Genomic DNA, 17,300 nt, shown 5'->3' with positions numbered 1-17,300 from the left:
AAAGCATGCGGCCGCATTCTCGCAATCTCTTCGTTCGCAACGCCATTAACGGCTAGGAAGTCGCGGAAATATGCTTTATAGTAGTAAGATAGAACATATGTCCGTATAGGGAGATTAATAGAGATGGAATACCCGTTTTACAAAATCGATCAGGTTCAATGGGCGATGCTCGTATCGGACGTAGCCGAGCAGTTCGATCGGGCCGCGATCGCGCGAGGAAACGAACTCTACACGCAGAGGCGCGTCGACCGGCTCGCGATGCCGGCGCCGCGGCAGCTTGAAGCGGTCGTCGAGGACGACGGCGAGCATCGCGTTCAATTCGATTTGGATTTTTTTGCGGTGAGCTCCTGCTCATGCGGCTCTGCCGCGGGCTGCGCCCATATGCTGGCGGCCCTGCTTGAATACGCCCGCGTGCAGCAGCGGTCCCCGCAGGCGCTAATCCATGCGGGAGAGGCGTCGCAAGCGAAGCCTGCGCCGAAGCGCGCGCCTCAGCGCGCTATCCGCACGGACGCCCCGCCGGCCAAGCACGGCCCCGCCCGATCCGAGCTGCAAATGCGGGCCGCTCGCGCGGGCGCGATGAGCGCGGCCGAATGGCACGAGCTGTTCGCGCTCTGCGTGTCTCCCTTGTCGGACCGCACCCGCAACCTCCAATACGCCCAAGACGCGCTAACCGCCATTGCCGGCATGCGACCGGAGCCGGCGCTTCCTCCCGCAAGGAAGCAGCTATACGAGCTGCATAGCTATCTCTTCCTGCTCGCGCAGCTCACCGCGCAAGCTCAGGGGACGTTTATCGGCTATAGCACGCGCAGCGCGGCCGAGGAAGTAGGGGAAGCGGTCGTCCGCTTTTTCCAGCAAGAGCTGCCGCTTGCAGACGAACCGGAGTGCAGGCCGCTCCTGATGGAGACGCTGGCGTATGTGCGGGAACGGATGCTGGCCGAACCGAAGAGCGGAAGCTATTTTTGGGGCGCCTACGATCGGCTATGGACGCACTGGCTCGTTCCTCATGCGAACGGCCAAGATTTGTACCGCGAAGAATTGGATCGGCTGCAAGAGGCAAGCGAGCGGCTGGGGGCAGCCTTATCCCGTTATCCGTGGCTGCTCGCGCGCGCGAAGCTGCACTTTCGGCTGGCGCAAGACCGGGAGGCGTTGTCGTGCATGGAAGAGCTTGCGAGCGGCTTCGCGATCCGCGAAGAGGATCTGCTTGCCTTGCTCGAGCGGCTGCTCGAGCTCGGGCAGCCGGAGCGGCTGTGCGAATGGCTGACCGCCGCCTCGCCCTTGCTGGACGCCCGAAATAAGGAGCTGATTCGCCGCTACTCGGGCTATTGGGACGCCGCCGTGCGGCAGCTGCCGGAGGCCGAGCCGGGCATGTGGGACGCGCTTGCCGGCCTTCTGCCCCATGCGGCGGAAATTTACGGCGAGAAGCTGCTTGCGTACGGCAAATGGCGGCATTGGATGGACTACCGGCTTAGTACGGGGAGCGAGCCGCTGGAACACGACGCGGCCGTGCTCGCCACGATCGAGAAGCAGGAACCGCGCCTTCTGCTGCCCTATTATCACCAAGCCGTCGAACGGGCGATTTTGCTCAAAAACAAAGAAGGCTACGCCGCTGCCGCCAAGCTGCTTGGACGGTTGGAGAAGCTCTACGCCGGCATGAACGATACGCTCGGATGGGACCGGTTCATGGCCTCGTTCGCGAAGCGCCACAGCCGGCTTCGGGCCTTGCAGGAGGAGCTGCGGAAGGGGGAATGGATCGAATGAACGCGCATATGGATGCCATCAAGGTCGAAATCAGCCTGACCTCGCATGGCGACGCTCTCCTCTACGGCTTCGGCCGGGACGGAGAACCGCTGGACGGATTGGCGCTCAAGCAGCGGCTGTTCGCCTGGCACGCGCCTTCCGTCTACGGGACCGAGCTCGAGCTGGAGCAGGCGCAGGGCATCGACCTTATCGTGCTTCCCGCCGAGCTGGTCATCCCCTTCTTTGCGGAAAACCGGCTGCTGGAGCATGTGCACTGGACGTGGGGCGAGCAAGCCGGGCTCGTCTTCCCGCTTGCCGGAGCGCTCGGCGCCTGCATCGAGGAGCGGTCTTACGTGCCGAGCTACCGCGCCCATCGAGAGGGCAAGCTGCGGTGGACATGGGACGAATCGGCCTTGGACGCGTCAGCCCGGGCGAGCCTGAAGCAAGCGGATGCCGCCTTCGCGGAAGGATTGAGCGCGGCGTTCTCCGCGGCCGTCTTCCACCGCCATTACGGCACGGAATCGGCGGCCGCCGATTTGAGGCGGGACTATCCGCTTCTATTTAGCGGCAATCCGGCGGCGATGGCGGGCATGGACGCGCAGGCGTGGCTGGTCGCCGCCGGCTGGAGAGCCGATACGGCGCCGTTCCGTCCCGTTCTCCAGCTGCTCGAGCCGGAGGAGGGAGCGACCGCTTGGCGTCTGCGGCTTGTTCTGCAGGACAAGCGGGATCCGGCGGCGCTCGTGCCGGTACGCCTTGGCGCGGACGGCGGCGTATCCGGCGCGTGGCCCGCGGCATGGTCCCCGTCGTTGGACGGCCGTGCCGAGGGGTGGCTGGGCCGGCTGCGCGCCTGCCTGCCAAGGGAGCGAATGTCCGGCCATCGTGAAGACGTGCTGAGCACGCCGCTATCCGGCGAAGAGGCGTGGCGGTTCTTGACGGAAGGCAGCGCCGGGCTGCTCGAAGCCGGGTGGCAGGTGCTGCTTCCGGCCTGGTGGGAGACGGCCAGCCGCGCGAAGCCCCGTCTTCGGGCCAAAGTCGCTTCCGGGGCCGGAAGCGGCACGGGCGATTCCTTGTTCGGCCTCGATTCGCTGGTCGATTTCGATTGGCGCGTGTCCATCGGCGAGACGGACTTGACGGAAGAGGAATTCGCCGGGCTCGTCGCCGGCAGCGAACGGCTCGTCCGCTTTCGCGGGCAATGGGTTGTGCTCGACCCCGCCCTGCTCGCCCAAATCCGCAAAGCGATGGCGGGCATCGACCGTTCGCAAGGCTTGTCGTTCCAAGACGTGCTTCAGCTTCATCTGCTCGGGAGCGGGAAGGACGATGAGGAGGAAGAGCCGGCAAGCCGGGCAGGCGGCCATAACGGACGCCTCCGGCTGGAGGTGGAGCTGAACGAGCATCTGGAACGGATCATCAGCCAGCTGGGCGGGCATACGGAATGGCCGAAGCTTGCCGCGCCGGACGGGCTCCGGGCCGAGCTTCGGTCGTATCAGAGGGACGGCTACGCTTGGCTGGCGTTCATGAGGCGCATCGGACTGGGCGCCTGCTTGGCCGACGATATGGGCCTTGGCAAAACGGTGCAGCTGATCGCCTACCTGCTGCACGTGCGGCAGCTGCCGGCCCGCCGCGCAGCGGGGTCGGCCTCTCTCATCATTTGCCCGACCTCGGTGCTCGGCAATTGGCAGAAGGAGCTGGCCCGGTTCGCGCCTTCGCTGCGGGTTATGCTCCATTACGGAGCTAGGCGGCTAGGCGGAGACGCGTTCCGCGCCGGGCTTGGCGAGACGGATGTCGTCCTGACCTCCTACGCCACCGCCGCTCTCGATCAAGAGCTGCTTGGGCGGCACGAATGGGCTTCCGTCAGCCTGGACGAGGCGCAGAACATTAAAAACGCCCAAACGAAACAGTCCGGCGCCGTCCGCAGTCTGCCGGCCAAGCACCGGATCGCGCTCACCGGCACGCCGATCGAGAACCGGCTGTCGGAGCTGTGGTCGATCTACGACTTTATGAACCCGAATTATTTGGGCAGCCTGACCGCGTTTACGAACCGGTTCGCCAACGCCATCGAGAAGGAGCGCGACGCGGAGAGGACCGCCGACTTGCAGAAGCTGGTCAAGCCGTTCATGCTTCGCCGCAAAAAAAAGGATCCTCATATTCGGCTGGATTTGCCGGAAAAGAACGAGATGAAAACGTATATCCATCTCACGGCCGAGCAAGGCGCGCTTTACAATCAGACGGTCAATCAGCTGATGGAGAGAATGCAATCGCTCGAAGGCATCGAGCGCAAAGGCGCGATCCTGTCCGCCCTGACGCGGCTTAAGCAGATTTGCGACCATCCGATCCTCGCGGCGAAGGAAGCCGCCGAAGAGATTGCCGCCGCCTCCGAAGCCGATCTGGATACGGATAGGCTCGTCTCCCGTTCGTCCAAGCTGGAACGGCTGCTCGCCATGGTGAAGGAGCTGCGCGACGAAGGGGATAAATGCCTCATTTTTACGCAATACGTCGGCATGGGGCTTATGATGCAGCGGGTGCTCGAGCGGGAGCTGCAAGAGCCGGTTCTGTACTTGAACGGCAGCACCTCCAAATCGGCCCGAGACCGCATGATCGAGCGGTTCCAGCGGACGGGGCTGCCGCCCGGCGAGGAGCCGGGCGCGTTCATCCTGTCGATCAAGGCGGGCGGCGTCGGCCTCAACCTGACGGCCGCGAACCATGTGTTCCACTTCGACCGCTGGTGGAATCCGGCCGTCGAGAACCAGGCGACGGACCGCGCCTACCGGATGGGTCAGACGCGCGACGTGCAGGTGCACAAATTCATTGCGCTCGGCACGCTCGAAGAGCGCATCGACGAAATGATCGACGGCAAGCAGCAGCTCAGCGACAACGTGATCTCGGGCTCCGAGGGCTGGATCACCGAGCTGTCGACGGAAGCGCTCCGGGATCTGTTCGCGCTGCGGCAGGATTGGAGCCATTAACGACTATCGTCCGCCGTCTTTATACGTGCGAGCCCGCTTCCGCGAACGCATCTACGATTGAGCCGACCGCTGCCTGAAGGCGGTCGGGCTCGTACCCGTCTTCAGCTTGAACAGATTCGAGAAGTAGTGCGGGTCCTCGTACCCGAGATGAAAGGCGATTTCGCTGACGGTCATGCTCGTGTCCTTCAGCATCATTTCCGCCTGGGCGATTTTTCGCGACAGCAGGTAATGGTAGATCGTCGTGCCGGTCTCCTTCTTGAACAGCCGGTTAAGCTGCTTGTAGGACATGGCCATCTGCCTGCTCAACAGCTCCGAATCGAACGGGCCGGCCAGATGGTCCAAATAATGCTTGACGCGCATCGTTTGCTCGGACAGCATCAAGTTCCGCCCCTTCAGCAGCCGCGTAAGCGCGATCAATATTTCCGTGCATACGAGCTGGATGCCGGTCTGCGCCTGCTCCGCGTTCGTCCGCCGGTTCCGCTTCACCAGGCGAAATCCTTTGCGGAACATATCTTCCAGCGGCGCGTTCGGAATGTGCGCCTTCTCCTTCAGCTGGTAGGCGGATAACAGCTCGTCGCTGTTGCCGTGGAGATTGTACCATAAATAAGTCCAGTAGCCCTCTTGATCGGGCATGGCCGTCACTTCATGGTAGCTCCCCTTGCGCAAAATGAATACGTCCCCTTCCCGCGGTAGATGCGTGGCCGAATCGACCCGGATTCTGCCTTGTCCGCGCAGCACGTAAGCGAGAACCGTAATATCGGAGCGGCCGCGGACGTTCCGGTAATTGGCGTGGCAGTAATTGATCCCGATCAGCGGGACGGAGACGCCGATGTCGAGATCGGAAGGAATCGAATATACTTCTCCATGCTTCATGTCCAAAACCGTCACCTCGCGATTGCAGCTAAGCTTTTGCCCCATTGTACCACATGTCCGTTAACCGCACCTTTTCTTCCCTATTTCCTATTAAACGCGGAGCGGTCCGGGCGTAGAATAGACGGTATCCGAACGAACGATCGGAAATTCCGTTATTCAGGAGGCTGTATGGGATGGAAAAGGATCAACGCGCCGCACGCCCGAATCTGGTTTACGTTTTTGCCGATCAGCTGCGGCTGTCCGCTTGCGGCTACACCGGGGACGGCAAAGCGATCACCCCGAACATCGACCGGCTGGCCGCCGAGAGCATGAGCTTCTCGAACGCCGTTTCCGGGCACCCCGTTTGCGCGCCGTACCGGGCTTCGCTCTTTACCGGCAAATATTCGACGAGTACGGGCATGGTCATCAACGAAATTACGATGAACCCGAACCATCGCGGCTTCGGGCATGTGCTGCACGAGCACGGATACGACACCGCTTACATCGGCAAATGGCATCTTTGGGCGAACGAGCTCGGCAACCATTACGACCCACGCAACTCTTACGTGCCGCCGGGCGAGCATCGGCTCGGCTTCGACGGCTACTGGGCGTCCTACAATTTCCACCACGAATATTACAATATGTACTATCATACCGACAGTCCCGACAAAATTCCGATGGAGGGCTACGAGCCCGACGGCCAGACGAACCTGGCTATCGAGCAAATGAAGCGCATGGCCGGCGACGACCGCCCGTTCGCGTTGTTCCTCTCCTTCGGCACGCCGCATGACCCGTGGGTTCCGGAGAATGTGCCCGCTGAATATTTGGCTAAATTCAAGGACGTCGACTTCTCGCTCCCTTCCAACTACAAGGACGAGAACGACCGTTACGCGGATAACTGGGCCAAGCTGTCGCCAAGAGAGCGCAAGCAAATCCCCGAATGGCTCCGCGTCTATTACGCGATGACGGCCAATTTGGACTGGAACGTCGGCCGGCTGATAGAGGCCGTTGACGAGCTGGGGCTTAAGGACGATACGATCTTCGTCTTCACCTCCGACCACGGGGAATTGTTCGGCGCGCACGGCCGAAAGGGGAAAAACATTTTTTACGAGGAAGCGATCCGCGTTCCTTTCCTCGTTCGCAAGCCCGGCCTGACCCCGATCGGCGCGGAGACCGACGTCTGCCTGAACACCTGCGACATTATGCCAACCCTGCTGACCATGCTCGGTCTGCCCGTCCCGAGCGAAGTCGAGGGGATGGATCTCAGCCCGTTCGCGCTCGGGGGCGGCGGGCCGGAACCGGAGGCGGCTTTCCTTCAGGGAACCGGCGCAACGGCGGATTGGGCCGACGGGCACGAATGGCGGGCCGTGAGAGACAAACGGTATACGTACGCCGTCTACCGCTCCGATCGGAAGGAGCTGCTCTTCGATCATGCGGCGGATCCGCTTCAGCAGCATAATTTGGCGGACGATTCCCGTTACGGCGATATTTTGGGGCGCTTCCGGGAGCTGCTCGAGTGCAAAATGAAGCAGGTCGGCGATACGTTCGAAAGCTGCACCTGGTACCGCGACAATTGGACGGAAGACCGCCGGATTTTAAGAACCGCGACGCTTACCGGAGCGAAATAAGCCCGATCGGTCACCGAACCCCCTTCCGTGCGAAGGGGGTTCGTCTTTTTGCACGCGCCGGCTTCTTTCCGTGCGCCAAAAAAAACGTCGACACCAAGCTGCCGCCTGGCCGTCCAACGTTTATTTCTACAAATTGAAGCGGTAGCCGACTCCCCAAATCGTTTCGATATATTGCGGCTTGGACGGGTCGCGCTCGATTTTTTCCCTCAGCTTGCTGATATATACGGTTACCGAGGCCAGCTCCCCGAACGAGTCCATCCCCCATATTTTTTCGTACAAATCGTCCTTCGTGAACACCCGGTTCGGATGCATCGCCAGGAAGAGCAGCAGATCGTACTCCTTGCTCGTCAGCGACAGGTCGGCACCGTTCAGCGTCACTTTGCGCGAAAGCTTATCGATGTGCAGCCCTCGAATCCGCAGCTCGTCCTTCGGCGCCGTCTGGCTCGTCAGCCGGTCGAAGCGGGCAAGATGCGCCTTGACCCGGGCAACCAGCTCCGCCAGGCTGAACGGCTTGATCACGTAATCGTCCGCGCCGAGACCGAGGCCGCGGATTTTGTCGATATCCTCCTTGCGCGCGGATACCATCAGGATCGGAATCGGCTTCGCCTTGCGCACCTGCTTGCATATTTCGAAGCCGTCCACCTTCGGCAGCATGAGGTCCAAAATAATCAGGTCGAAGTCTTCGTCCAGCGCCCTGCGCAGCCCGATATCCCCGCTCTCCGCGATTTCCGCGGCATAGCCGTTCGCCTCGAGGTAATCCTTCTCGACCTCCGCGATGACGGCTTCGTCTTCGATAATCAGTATCCTCTTCATTCGCTCTCTCCGCCTGCCTTCTCCGCCATGGGCAATGTAAACGATATCGTCGTGCCGAGTCCGGGCGCGCTGTCCGCCCATGTCCGCCCGCCGTGCGCCTCCACGATCTGCTTCACGATCGCAAGGCCGAGGCCGCTTCCGCCGGTGGCCGAATTGCGCGATTGGTCCGCCCGGTAGAACCGGTCGAATATATGGGGCAGCGCCTCCTTCTCGATGCCAGGTCCGTAATCGCGGATGCTGACCGTCGCTTCTTCGGCCCCTCGCAGCAGGCTCAGCTCGACGCGTTTGTCCTCCCCGGGCATATATTTGACGCTGTTGTTGACGATGTTCATCATGACGCGCTGCAGCTTCTCGAGATCGGCCATGACATAAAGCGGCCGCGGACCGTCATAAATAAACCGGAACGCCGCGTCCTTCATATGCGGATCGATTCCCAGCTCCCTTGCGCAGTCTTCCATATAGGCAGCGATGTCGATCCGTTCGAAATGAAACGGCAGCCGCTTCAAATCCAGCTTGGAGAACAGAAACAGCTCATCGATCAGCCGATCCATGTCGCCCGTCTTTTTGTCGATCATCTCCATATATTTGTCCCGCTTCTTCTCCGTATCGGCGATGCCGTCCCGGAGCCCCTCGATACAAGCCTTGATGCCGGTAATCGGGGTTTTCAAATCATGGGAAATGTTCGAGATGAGCTCCTTCCGGTTTTCCTCGTACTGCAGCTGGAGACGGATCGATTCGCGCAGCCTTTCCCGCATTTCTTCGAACGCTTCCCCGACTTTGCCGAATTCGTCCTTCCGTCCGAGCGCCAGCGCCTGGTCGAGATTGCCCTCCTTGATCTGCTCCGCCGCCGTCTTGAGCAAGCGGAGCGGCTTGATGATGCTCTTCGACACGAGGTATGTGAGCAAGCCGTTGGTCAGTCCGATAATAAGCAGGAGGGATAGGAACAATATCGGGAAAAGCTGCTGCATCCGGTCGATGAGCGGCGTCATATCCGACAGCAAATAGATCGTGCCGGCGCTCTGATCGCCAAACGCGAAGTCATGCTTTTCGACCGTGAACCGATCGTTGATCTTCGCGTTCCATCCCGGCTTGTAATTCGCGAGCTGTTCGTACAGCCCCGGCCCTTCAACGAGCGGGGACGCATACAGGATGCCGTCGTCCCTCGCAACGACCAGGCCCGCTTCGAGGCCGTTAAACGCTTCATCCGTTTCTAGAAGGTAAGATTCGTCGGCCAAAAGGTCCGGCTCGTAATTCGCCAAGTACTTGACGTTCGAGAACAACTGCTCCCGGTTGCCCATCGTCTCCCCGATCATCCTCATGTTGTCGTGGCCGAAATGATTGTCGGGCTTCAAATCGCCGTTCCAATCGCCGAAGAACAGCCCGATAACCGCGAGGGTCACCGCCATGAACAAAATGACCGGAATGAGCACCATGGCGATATAGGATAATATCAGTCTTTTGCGGATCGTCATTGCGCTGCTCCTTGCTTCAATCTAGAATGGCTTTCTCTCGAACATCATCAAGCTGCCCATATAAGCCATCATACTATAAGAAACAAGAATGAAAAACGTATTTAACCGCTTCCCGGCCGATGCGCCGTCTCCGACCCACAGCGTATGCCAATCGGTATGCGAGAAGACGGACCAGACCGCGGCCTCGGGCAGCACGTACGGCAGCAGCTTCGCGGCGGCGAAGACGAAGATCATCAGGCCGAGCGCGCCGGCGCTGCTCGTGAACCGCTGGGCGATCAGCACGGCGATCAAGCCGATCGCGAACATGGGCGCGAAAGCGACCGCATAGGCAAGCGCGCTGCCCGCCAGCCTGCCGAGCATGCCGGGCCCGTTCAACAAGAGGCCCGCCGCGACGGACGTCAGCCAGACGGCCGCGAGATGAACGGCAATGTAGGCGGCGAGCGCGAGCACCTTGGAGGCGAACAGCTTGGCGCGGGTAATCGGCCGCACCAGGGCGAGCTTAAGCGTGCGGGCCGCGGCTTCGCCGGTAAACAAATCGACGGCGGTCATCATCAGGAACAGCGGCAGGAACAGCGTCGTGAACAAGCCGAGCATCAGCATCGGCACGTCGCCGCCCAGCTCCAAGCCGAATCCGGCGCTCCGCTGCAGCAGCGCCATCGCCGCCGCGGCAGCCGCCGGAATAAGCAGCGTCAGCAGCAGGAATCCCTTCGTGCGCCGCTGAACCCACAGCTTCTCCATTTCGTTCAGCCAATTCGCTTTTAAACTATGCATAAGCATCCGCTTCCTTCTTCGATTGGATTTGCGCCATATAGTACTGCTCCAGCGTCGTCCCTTCCGGCAGAAGGTCCTGCAGGCGTTCCTGACGGATCAGCTCGCCGCCTTGCAATATGCCGAACCGGTTCACCAGCTTCTCCATGTCGCCGATCATATGGCTGGAGATGATAAAGGCGATGCCTTGCTCCCGCGCCAGCCGCTCGATCGTCCGCCTGATGTCGACCATGCCTTCGATATCGAGGCCGTTGGTCGGCTCGTCGAGGATGACGAGCTCGGGCCCCGGCAGCAAGGCCGCGGCGAGCGCCAGCCTCTGCTTCATGCCGAGGGAGAACCCGCCGGCTTTTTCTTTTTTGTACGGCGCGAGGCCGACCTCCTCGAGCGCTTGATCGATTCGGCCGGCGGCGATGCCCGGGTAGAACCTTGCCGCCAGCTTCAAATTATCGTAGGCGCTCATGAATTCGTACGCGTCCGCCGATTCGATCACGCAGCCGACGCGCGACATCGCCTCCTCGAACCTGGTCGCCGCTGGCTTGCCGAACAAATGGACGGTGCCGCGATCGGGCCGGATGAGGCCCGTGATCAGCTTGAGCAGCGTCGTCTTGCCCGCGCCGTTCGGTCCGAACAGGCCGTAGACGTCTCCCCTTGACAGCTCGAGGCTGACTCCCTTAATGCCGCGGCCGTTCCTGAACCGTTTGGCCGCGTCCTTCACTTCCAATACGCGTTCGCGTTCCAATCGCAGCAGCTCCTTTTCGTCGTTTGGTTGCGCGGCCGGGCGATCGCTCGCCCGGCCGCGGCTGTCTTAATGCGCCCAAGGAGGGCCGTTCTCTTCGTTCCGAATCGTCTCTACCTGCTTGCCGGTCAAATCGATCGCATCCGGCACGGTTTCGTTAAAGCCCGACAGGTCGACGTCGACCGTGATCACCACTTCGTGCGAAGCGCCGCTCTCATCCTTGCCGGTAATGACGATCTCGGCTTCTTGGCGCTCAAGGTAGTTGCTTGGATTAATGTCCGCGTCGAGCTCGATTTGTTCCACGCTGATTTGATCCGTCAATTTCGGCCAGTTCGCCGTCCAATTGGGATGCATCGGATTCTGCGCCGCTTCGCCGCCCCAATGCGCGCCATGCTCGCCGTTCGACATGTTCGAGACGAACAACGAGCCGACCGCATTCGCGACCGCCGGAATTTGGCTGCCGGACAGATGGAGCGAAGCGAGCTTGCCGCCGTCCGCCGTCGCTTCGACGGTCGCAAGGTCCTTCAGGCTGCCCATCAAGGCGTCGATGATCCTCTCCGCGTGCGCCGGCGGTCCGACATGCTGCCCGCCGTCCTTCTTCCAATGCTCGCCGCCCGTTTCGATCCGCTTATATACGCCGCTCTTGCCGTCGTCCAAAATGATTTGTCCATCCTGCCGGTACATGTTCATCGTATGTTCTTCGGAACCGTCGCCAACCGTTACCGCCGCGCTCATCGCGTCGCGGTCATGATTGATTTTTGCCGTCAGATCGGCGCTTAATACCGTGCGGCCGTTGTCGGTAACCGTAATCGTCCCCCCGGTTGTCATGCTCGCGGCCGAATGAACGTTTTTGACCGCCGATTTGTACGCTTCATACCCGGACGTGCTTGCCATGGCGGACAAGCCGCTTGCCGTCAGCATGACCGCCCCGATGCCAAACACCGCTCCCATCGTCACCCATTTTTTCTTCATTGTGTACCTCCGTCGTTTTTATTTAGAAAGCTTTCCATAACCAGAATAGCCTCCGTCTCTTAACGGCCTCTAAATGAATTCTAAAAAAAGTGCAAAAAAAAGATACCCGGGCCGGCCGGCCGAAGCAAGCCGCGTTATGGGGGCATGGGCGCGGCTCATTGGAGCTTGAGAGCTCGGGAGGAGCTTGGAGTAATCATAGGAGCTGATTGGGAACAGCTTGGATAAACTTCGGTGCGGATTGGAAGGAGTTTGGAGTAACTTAGGAGCGGATTGGGAACAGCTAGAATTAACTTCGGTGAGGATTGGGAAGTAACTTTAGAGCGGCTTAGGTGGGGCTTAGGTAGGGCTTGGTTGGGGCTTGGTTGGGGCTTGGTTGGGGCTTGGTTGGGGCTTGGTTGGGGCTTTGGAGTTACTGAGGCGGGGCTAGGGAGGAGAAGCAGTACGCGGCGAAGACGGTGCACCCGACTTCATTTCATTTTCTGAAACTAAATGGTCCCTGCAGCAACCGGATCGCGGATTAGTCGCAAATTATGAAACCAATCCGCATTAAGAGGCCGATGCAGCCCCGCATATCCCATTTAGTTTCAAAATCTGAAATAAAACGGCAGCAGTTTAAGCCTGACGCCGTTTTAGTTTCAAAATCAGCAGCTAACGGGGACGCGGCGCTTCCTCTCCAACTCCCTTTCGATCGCCGGCGCAAGCCAAACCGCTTATGCCGGAGGCGGTTGTACGCCCAACATTAGTCCCTGATCCATCCATCCTCGATTTCCAGCTCGCGGATGACCTTCGCGGGACTTCCGCCGACCAGCACGTTTTTGGGGACGTCCTTATTGACGGTGCTTTTGGCCGCGATGACGGAATTGTCCCCGATCGTAACGCCCGGCAAAATGGTGCAGTCCGCTCCGATCCACACGTTATTGCCAATTGTAATCCTTCTGCTCATCTCGCTCTTGTCGGCCGAGTCTATGCGATGATAATTGCTGTCGAAAATGCTCGTTCTCGGACCGATCTTGACGTTATCGCCGATGACGATTTCTTTGTTGGCCGCAATGCCGACGCCGGCATTGACGTATACGTTATCCCCGAACGTCAGGCTGGCTCCTCTCGTACTCGTAATTTGAACCGCCCACGGGTGTCCGACGATGGATAAATTTCTGCCGGTCCGGATGGAGCCGATGCGATTGACAAACACCTTCCCCCGCAGCTTCGTTGCCGAGTTTCCGAATTTATACAATCCGTTAAGTCTGTGTAAGATCGAGCTTAATTTCATGAAACACCCTCCCATAGAGTACGCTTAATGAATATTTTAGCAGAATTATCAATGAATTTTCATTAAAAATTATTCAATTCGAATAATCACCGAAGCATCGCAGAGGAGGAGATCCCGCCTGGCGTTTTCCTCGCAAAAAAAGACGACTCCGGCAAATCCGGAATCGTCCATGCGCGTTGTTACATCCATTTGTTCTGATAAGCGGCGATTGCCCGGTACTCCTCCGACAGAAGGCGGGAGACGCGGACGAAGATCCGGCTCAGCTCCTTGTACCGCTCGGCGTTGTCTTTGTTCGGCACATGCCGGTGGCTCGTCCCCATCATCTTCGATACGACATGCAGCGAGTCGACTTCTCCGACGCTGTACATGCCGAGAATCGCGGCGCCGAGGCAAGAGCTCTCGAAGCTTTCCGGCACCAGCACCTCCTGATCGAAGATGTCGGCCATCATCTGGCGCCACAGCTCGGATCTGGCGAAGCCTCCCGTCGCCTGAATCTTCTTCGGATGGCCGATCAGCTCCTCCAGCGCCATGAAGACGGTGAACAAATTGAAGATGACGCCTTCGAGAACGGCGCGGATCATATGCTGCTTCTTATGGTGCAAGCCCAGCCCGAAGAAGGAGCCCCTCGCATGGGCGTCCCACAGCGGCGCCCGCTCCCCGGCCAAATAAGGGTGGAACAGGAGGCCGTCCGCGCCCGGAGGCACAAGGGAAGCGATCTCGGTCAGCACCTCGTACGGATCCTTGCCAAGCAGGCGGGCCGTCTCTATCTCGGGTGCGCAGAGCTGGTCGCGAAGCCAGCGGAAGATCATTCCGCCGTTATTGACGGGACCGCCGACGACCCACATCTCCTCGGTCAGCGCATAGCAGAAGATGCGCCCTTTCGGATCGGTGACCGGCTTGTCCGTTACGGTGCGGATCGCTCCGCTCGTGCCGATCGTAACGGCGACCGTTCCCGGATCGATCGCGTTCACCCCCAGGTTGGACAGTACGCCGTCGCTCGCCCCGACGACGAACGGCGTGGAGGCGGGAAGATTCATCTCGGACGCCCATTTCGCGTCCATCCCCGACAGCCGGTAAGTAGTCGGGACGGGCTCCGACAGCCGGTCGCCGGTCACGCCGGTCACCCGCAGCGCTTCCTCGTCCCAAGCCAGCTCGCTCAGGTTGAACATGCCGGTAGCGGAAGCGATCGAATAATCGACGACGTACCGGTTGAACAACCGGTGGAACACGTACTCCTTGATCGAGATAATCTTATGCGCGCGGGCGAACAGCTCCGGCTCCTCATGCCTCAGCCAAGTGAGCTTGGACAGCGGGGACATCGGATGGAGCGGCGTGCCCGTACGCAAATAAATTTGGTGCCCGTTCATTTCGTTCTTGATCCGCTCGGTCCAGCCGGCGCTGCGGTTATCCGCCCAAGTCATGCACCTGGTAATAGGCTTGCCGTCGGCGTCGACGGCGATCACGCTATGCATGGCGGAGCTGAACGACACGCAGATCACGCCGGAAGGCCCGACGCCTCCGCCCAGGACGACCTGCTTGATCGTGCCGACGACGGCGCGGAATATTTCGTCCGGGTCCTGCTCGGCGACGTCCGGCTTCGGGGAGTAAAGCGGGTATTCGATAGTATGGCTGGCAATAAGCTTGCCGGATGCGTCGAATAGGACGGATTTCGTGCTTGTCGTGCCGATATCCGTGCCTATGACGTAAGAGGATGCCATGCGTTCATTCGCTCCTTTCTTCTTTCAATCTTCCGCGGCCACGACGGCATGGCCGCCGAATTCGTTGCGAAGCGCCGCGACGACCTTGCCGGAGAACGAATGCTCGTCCTGCGACCGGTATCTCGTCATGAGCGACAGCGCGATAACCGGAGCGGCCGCTCCGTAATCGAGGGCGGTCTCCACCGTCCACTTGCCTTCTCCGGAGGCGTGGACGACGTCCTTCAGCCGGCTTAAGCCGGGATCCTTGCTGAACGCCCTCTCCGTCAGGTCCATTAGCCATGACCGGATAACCGAGCCGTTGTTCCATACGCGGGCCACTTGTTCATAATCGAACTCGAACGGGCTTTTGTCAAGTATTTCAAATCCTTCCGCGATCGCCTGCATCATGCCGTACTCGATGCCGTTGTGGATCATTTTCAAAAAATGCCCGCTTCCCGCCGGTCCCGCATGGAGCAGCCCGTAGGCGACCGAAATGCCGCGAAGCAGCGGTTCGACCTCCCGATACGTCTGCGCGTCGCCGCCGACCATGGCGCATATGCCGCTGCGCGCGCCTTCGGTGCCGCCGCTCGTTCCGATATCCAGGAAGCGGATGCCGGCCGCCGCCAGCTCTTCCGCCCGCCGGATCGAATCCTTGTAATTGGAATTGCCGCCGTCCATGACGATGTCTCCCGGGCCGAGCAGCGGCTTAAGCTGCCGCAGCACTTGCTCGGTTACGTCTCCCGCCGGCACCATCATCCAAATTTTCCGCGGGGCGGACAGGCGGCGGACCAGCTCCTCCAAGGAGCGAACGCCGATCCCGCCGGACGCCGACAATGCCGCCGCGGCCTCGGCATTGACGTCGTACGCCGTCACTTCATGGCCGCTGTCCATCAAATTCAACGATAATTGCATGCCCATTTTTCCTAAACCGATTAATCCGATTTGCATAGCGTTGCCTCGCTTTCCATTACTCGTATTCCATTTAGACGACCGTGTTCAGCGCAAGAATGAGGCCGAGCGCCACGACGGAAATGATCGTCTCGAGCGCCGTCCACGTCAGGAGCGTTTCCTTCACGGACATGCCGAAATATTCCTTGATCAGCCAGAAGCCGGAGTCGTTCACGTGCGAGAGAATCAGCGACCCCGCGCCGGTGGCCAGCACAAGCAGCTCGACGTTCGTTCCCGGCATGGCCGCGGCGATCGGCGCGACGATGCCGGCGGCCGTCATCATCGATACGGTCGCGGAGCCGGTCGCTACGCGGATCATGGCCGCGATGCCCCAGCCGAGCAGAATCGGCGATACGTTCGAAGCGGTCGCAAGCTCGGCGATGTATTCGCCGATGCCGGAATCCAGCAGCACGCGGTTGAACGCGCCGCCGGCGCCGATGACGAGCAGGATCGTTGCCGTAGGCGCGAGGCAATCGTTCGTAAACTTAAGCACCTTCTCGCGGCTTAAGCCTCTGAAGTAGCCAAGGCTGAAGAACGAATACACGGTCGCGATCAGCAGCGCGACGACGGGGTCGCCGACGAATTTGGCGGCAAGATACAGGAAATCGTCCTTGACGAGTACGCCGTTCTCGAGGAAGAGGTCCGCGAACGTGGCGATCAGCATCAAGAACACGGGAACCAGAATCGTAATGAGCGTGTTCGCGAAGCCGGGCAGCGCTTTCGAATCGGCGCTTTCCGTCAGCTGCTCGCCCATTTCCTTCGGCACCTCTTTATGGATTCGCTTCCCGATCCAGTTGCCGTACAGCGGTCCGGCGACGATGGCCGTCGGGAGCCCGACGATCAACGAATAAAGAATCGTAAGCCCGATATCGGCGTTGAAGATGCCGACGGCCGCCATGGCCGCGGGATGCGGCGGCACGAGCCCGTGTACGACGGATAGGCCCGCAACGAGCGGAACGCCGATTTTGACGAGGGACAGCCCCGTCTGCCTTGCGATCGTGAAGACGAGCGGAATGAGCAGGACGAAGCCGACTTGGAAAAACACCGGTATGCCGACGATGAACGCCACGAACATCATCGCCCAGTGGACGTTGCGTTCGCCGAACAGCTTGATAAGCGTGCGGGCGATTCGCTCCGCGCCGCCGGACTCCGCCATCATTTTCCCCAGCATCGTGCCAAGCGCCAAAACGATGGCGAGGAAGCCCAGCGTATTTCCCATGCCCGTCTTGATGGAGTCGATGATGCCGGGCGTATCTTCCGTGGCCAGAAGCGGCATGCCGGCGGCAAGACCCGCTCCGATCGCCGTCACGATGAGGGCGACGAATGGATTAAGCTTGACGACCGTAATGAGCAGCAGCAGCACAAGGATCGCTGCAAGCACGATAAATAGCAACATAAATGATACCTCCTGTATAGTTGAGTTCGAATCCAGTCCTTGACGCGA

13 protein-coding genes are annotated in these 17,300 nt (G+C 60.2%); 3 read left to right on the top strand and 10 right to left on the bottom strand.

Annotated features, from left to right (window positions below; translation table 11 throughout):
• Positions 1-123 precede the first annotated feature (123 nt).
• Both IDH41_RS01235 and IDH41_RS01230 read left to right on the top strand, forming a co-directional pair.
• On the top strand, positions 124-1,758 hold the full coding sequence (locus tag IDH41_RS01235; protein WP_190857518.1) for an SWIM zinc finger family protein: 1,635 nt from the start codon (positions 124-126) through the stop codon (positions 1,756-1,758).
• Positions 1,755-4,700, top strand: coding sequence for a DEAD/DEAH box helicase (locus IDH41_RS01230; RefSeq protein ID WP_190857516.1), 2,946 nt, complete (start codon positions 1,755-1,757; stop codon positions 4,698-4,700). Before IDH41_RS01235 ends, IDH41_RS01230 begins: the two co-directional genes overlap by 4 nt.
• Before the next feature lie 51 nt (positions 4,701-4,751).
• On the opposite strand, the gene IDH41_RS01225 is transcribed toward IDH41_RS01230, so the two are convergent.
• On the bottom strand, positions 4,752-5,573 hold the full coding sequence (locus IDH41_RS01225; RefSeq protein WP_190857514.1) for an AraC family transcriptional regulator: 822 nt from the start codon (positions 5,571-5,573) through the stop codon (positions 4,752-4,754).
• A 173-nt stretch (positions 5,574-5,746) separates the two neighbouring features.
• On the opposite strand from IDH41_RS01225, the gene IDH41_RS01220 reads away from it, so the two are divergent.
• Positions 5,747-7,180 carry a sulfatase family protein gene (locus IDH41_RS01220; protein WP_190857512.1) on the top strand — a complete coding sequence of 478 codons (1,434 nt, stop codon included), beginning with the start codon at positions 5,747-5,749 and terminating at the stop codon, positions 7,178-7,180.
• A 126-nt stretch (positions 7,181-7,306) separates the two neighbouring features.
• Here IDH41_RS01220 and IDH41_RS01215 read toward each other — a convergent pair whose 3' ends face one another.
• The 9 genes from IDH41_RS01215 to IDH41_RS01175 all read right to left on the bottom strand — a co-directional run bounded on the left by IDH41_RS01215 (position 7,307) and on the right by IDH41_RS01175 (position 17,252).
• Positions 7,307-7,993, bottom strand: a complete 687-nt coding sequence (locus tag IDH41_RS01215) for a response regulator transcription factor (protein ID WP_190857510.1) — start codon at positions 7,991-7,993, stop codon at positions 7,307-7,309.
• Positions 7,990-9,465: a sensor histidine kinase gene (locus IDH41_RS01210; protein ID WP_190857508.1), complete on the bottom strand. Its 1,476-nt coding sequence runs from the start codon at positions 9,463-9,465 to the stop codon at positions 7,990-7,992. The genes IDH41_RS01215 and IDH41_RS01210 overlap by 4 nt, the downstream gene beginning before the upstream one ends.
• Before the next feature lie 21 nt (positions 9,466-9,486).
• Positions 9,487-10,236 (bottom strand): ABC transporter permease, encoded by a 750-nt coding sequence (locus tag IDH41_RS01205; protein ID WP_190857506.1) that lies wholly within the window; start codon positions 10,234-10,236, stop codon positions 9,487-9,489.
• Positions 10,229-10,972, bottom strand: a complete 744-nt coding sequence (locus IDH41_RS01200) for an ABC transporter ATP-binding protein (RefSeq protein ID WP_190857504.1) — start codon at positions 10,970-10,972, stop codon at positions 10,229-10,231. The genes IDH41_RS01205 and IDH41_RS01200 overlap by 8 nt, the downstream gene beginning before the upstream one ends.
• A 66-nt stretch (positions 10,973-11,038) precedes the next feature.
• Positions 11,039-11,941 carry a hypothetical protein gene (locus IDH41_RS01195; protein ID WP_190857502.1) on the bottom strand — a complete coding sequence of 301 codons (903 nt, stop codon included), beginning with the start codon at positions 11,939-11,941 and terminating at the stop codon, positions 11,039-11,041.
• 739 nt (positions 11,942-12,680) lie between these two features.
• A complete protein-coding gene (locus tag IDH41_RS01190; RefSeq protein ID WP_223829344.1) occupies positions 12,681-13,211 on the bottom strand; it encodes an acyltransferase in 531 nt (176 codons plus the stop codon).
• 179 nt (positions 13,212-13,390) lie between these two features.
• Entirely contained in the window at positions 13,391-14,929 is a 1,539-nt protein-coding gene (gene gntK, locus IDH41_RS01185; protein ID WP_190857498.1) for a gluconokinase, read from the bottom strand.
• A gap of 24 nt (positions 14,930-14,953) precedes the next feature.
• Positions 14,954-15,856 (bottom strand): phosphogluconate dehydrogenase (NAD(+)-dependent, decarboxylating), encoded by a 903-nt coding sequence (gnd, locus tag IDH41_RS01180; RefSeq protein ID WP_190857496.1) that lies wholly within the window; start codon positions 15,854-15,856, stop codon positions 14,954-14,956.
• Between the two features lie 34 nt (positions 15,857-15,890).
• A complete protein-coding gene (locus tag IDH41_RS01175; protein WP_190857494.1) occupies positions 15,891-17,252 on the bottom strand; it encodes a GntP family permease in 1,362 nt (453 codons plus the stop codon).
• Positions 17,253-17,300 lie beyond the last annotated feature (48 nt).

Origin of the sequence: Paenibacillus arenilitoris, from assembly GCF_014705655.1 — a bacterium.
In the GTDB taxonomy this organism is placed as follows: Bacteria; Bacillota; Bacilli; order Paenibacillales; family Paenibacillaceae; genus Pristimantibacillus; species Pristimantibacillus arenilitoris.
Note: the sequence above shows the minus strand (reverse complement) of the source record. Positions and strands in the feature narration are given on the sequence as shown.

Bases quoted from the DNA above. Each gene is read 5' to 3' on its own strand.
- IDH41_RS01230 (WP_190857516.1), top strand. From the start codon at position 1,755: ATGAACGCGCATATGGATGCCATCAAGGTCGAAATCAGCCTGACCTCG.
- IDH41_RS01175 (WP_190857494.1), bottom strand. From the start codon at position 17,252: ATGTTGCTATTTATCGTGCTTGCAGCGATCCTTGTGCTGCTGCTGCTC.
- IDH41_RS01205 (WP_190857506.1), bottom strand. From the start codon at position 10,236: ATGCATAGTTTAAAAGCGAATTGGCTGAACGAAATGGAGAAGCTGTGG.
- IDH41_RS01195 (WP_190857502.1), bottom strand. From the start codon at position 11,941: ATGAAGAAAAAATGGGTGACGATGGGAGCGGTGTTTGGCATCGGGGCG.
- gnd (WP_190857496.1), bottom strand. From the start codon at position 15,856: ATGCAAATCGGATTAATCGGTTTAGGAAAAATGGGCATGCAATTATCG.
- IDH41_RS01210 (WP_190857508.1), bottom strand. From the start codon at position 9,465: ATGACGATCCGCAAAAGACTGATATTATCCTATATCGCCATGGTGCTC.
- IDH41_RS01220 (WP_190857512.1), top strand. From the start codon at position 5,747: ATGGAAAAGGATCAACGCGCCGCACGCCCGAATCTGGTTTACGTTTTT.
- IDH41_RS01225 (WP_190857514.1), bottom strand. From the start codon at position 5,573: ATGAAGCATGGAGAAGTATATTCGATTCCTTCCGATCTCGACATCGGC.
- IDH41_RS01235 (WP_190857518.1), top strand. From the start codon at position 124: ATGGAATACCCGTTTTACAAAATCGATCAGGTTCAATGGGCGATGCTC.
- IDH41_RS01215 (WP_190857510.1), bottom strand. From the start codon at position 7,993: ATGAAGAGGATACTGATTATCGAAGACGAAGCCGTCATCGCGGAGGTC.
- gntK (WP_190857498.1), bottom strand. From the start codon at position 14,929: ATGGCATCCTCTTACGTCATAGGCACGGATATCGGCACGACAAGCACG.
- IDH41_RS01190 (WP_223829344.1), bottom strand. From the start codon at position 13,211: ATGAAATTAAGCTCGATCTTACACAGACTTAACGGATTGTATAAATTC.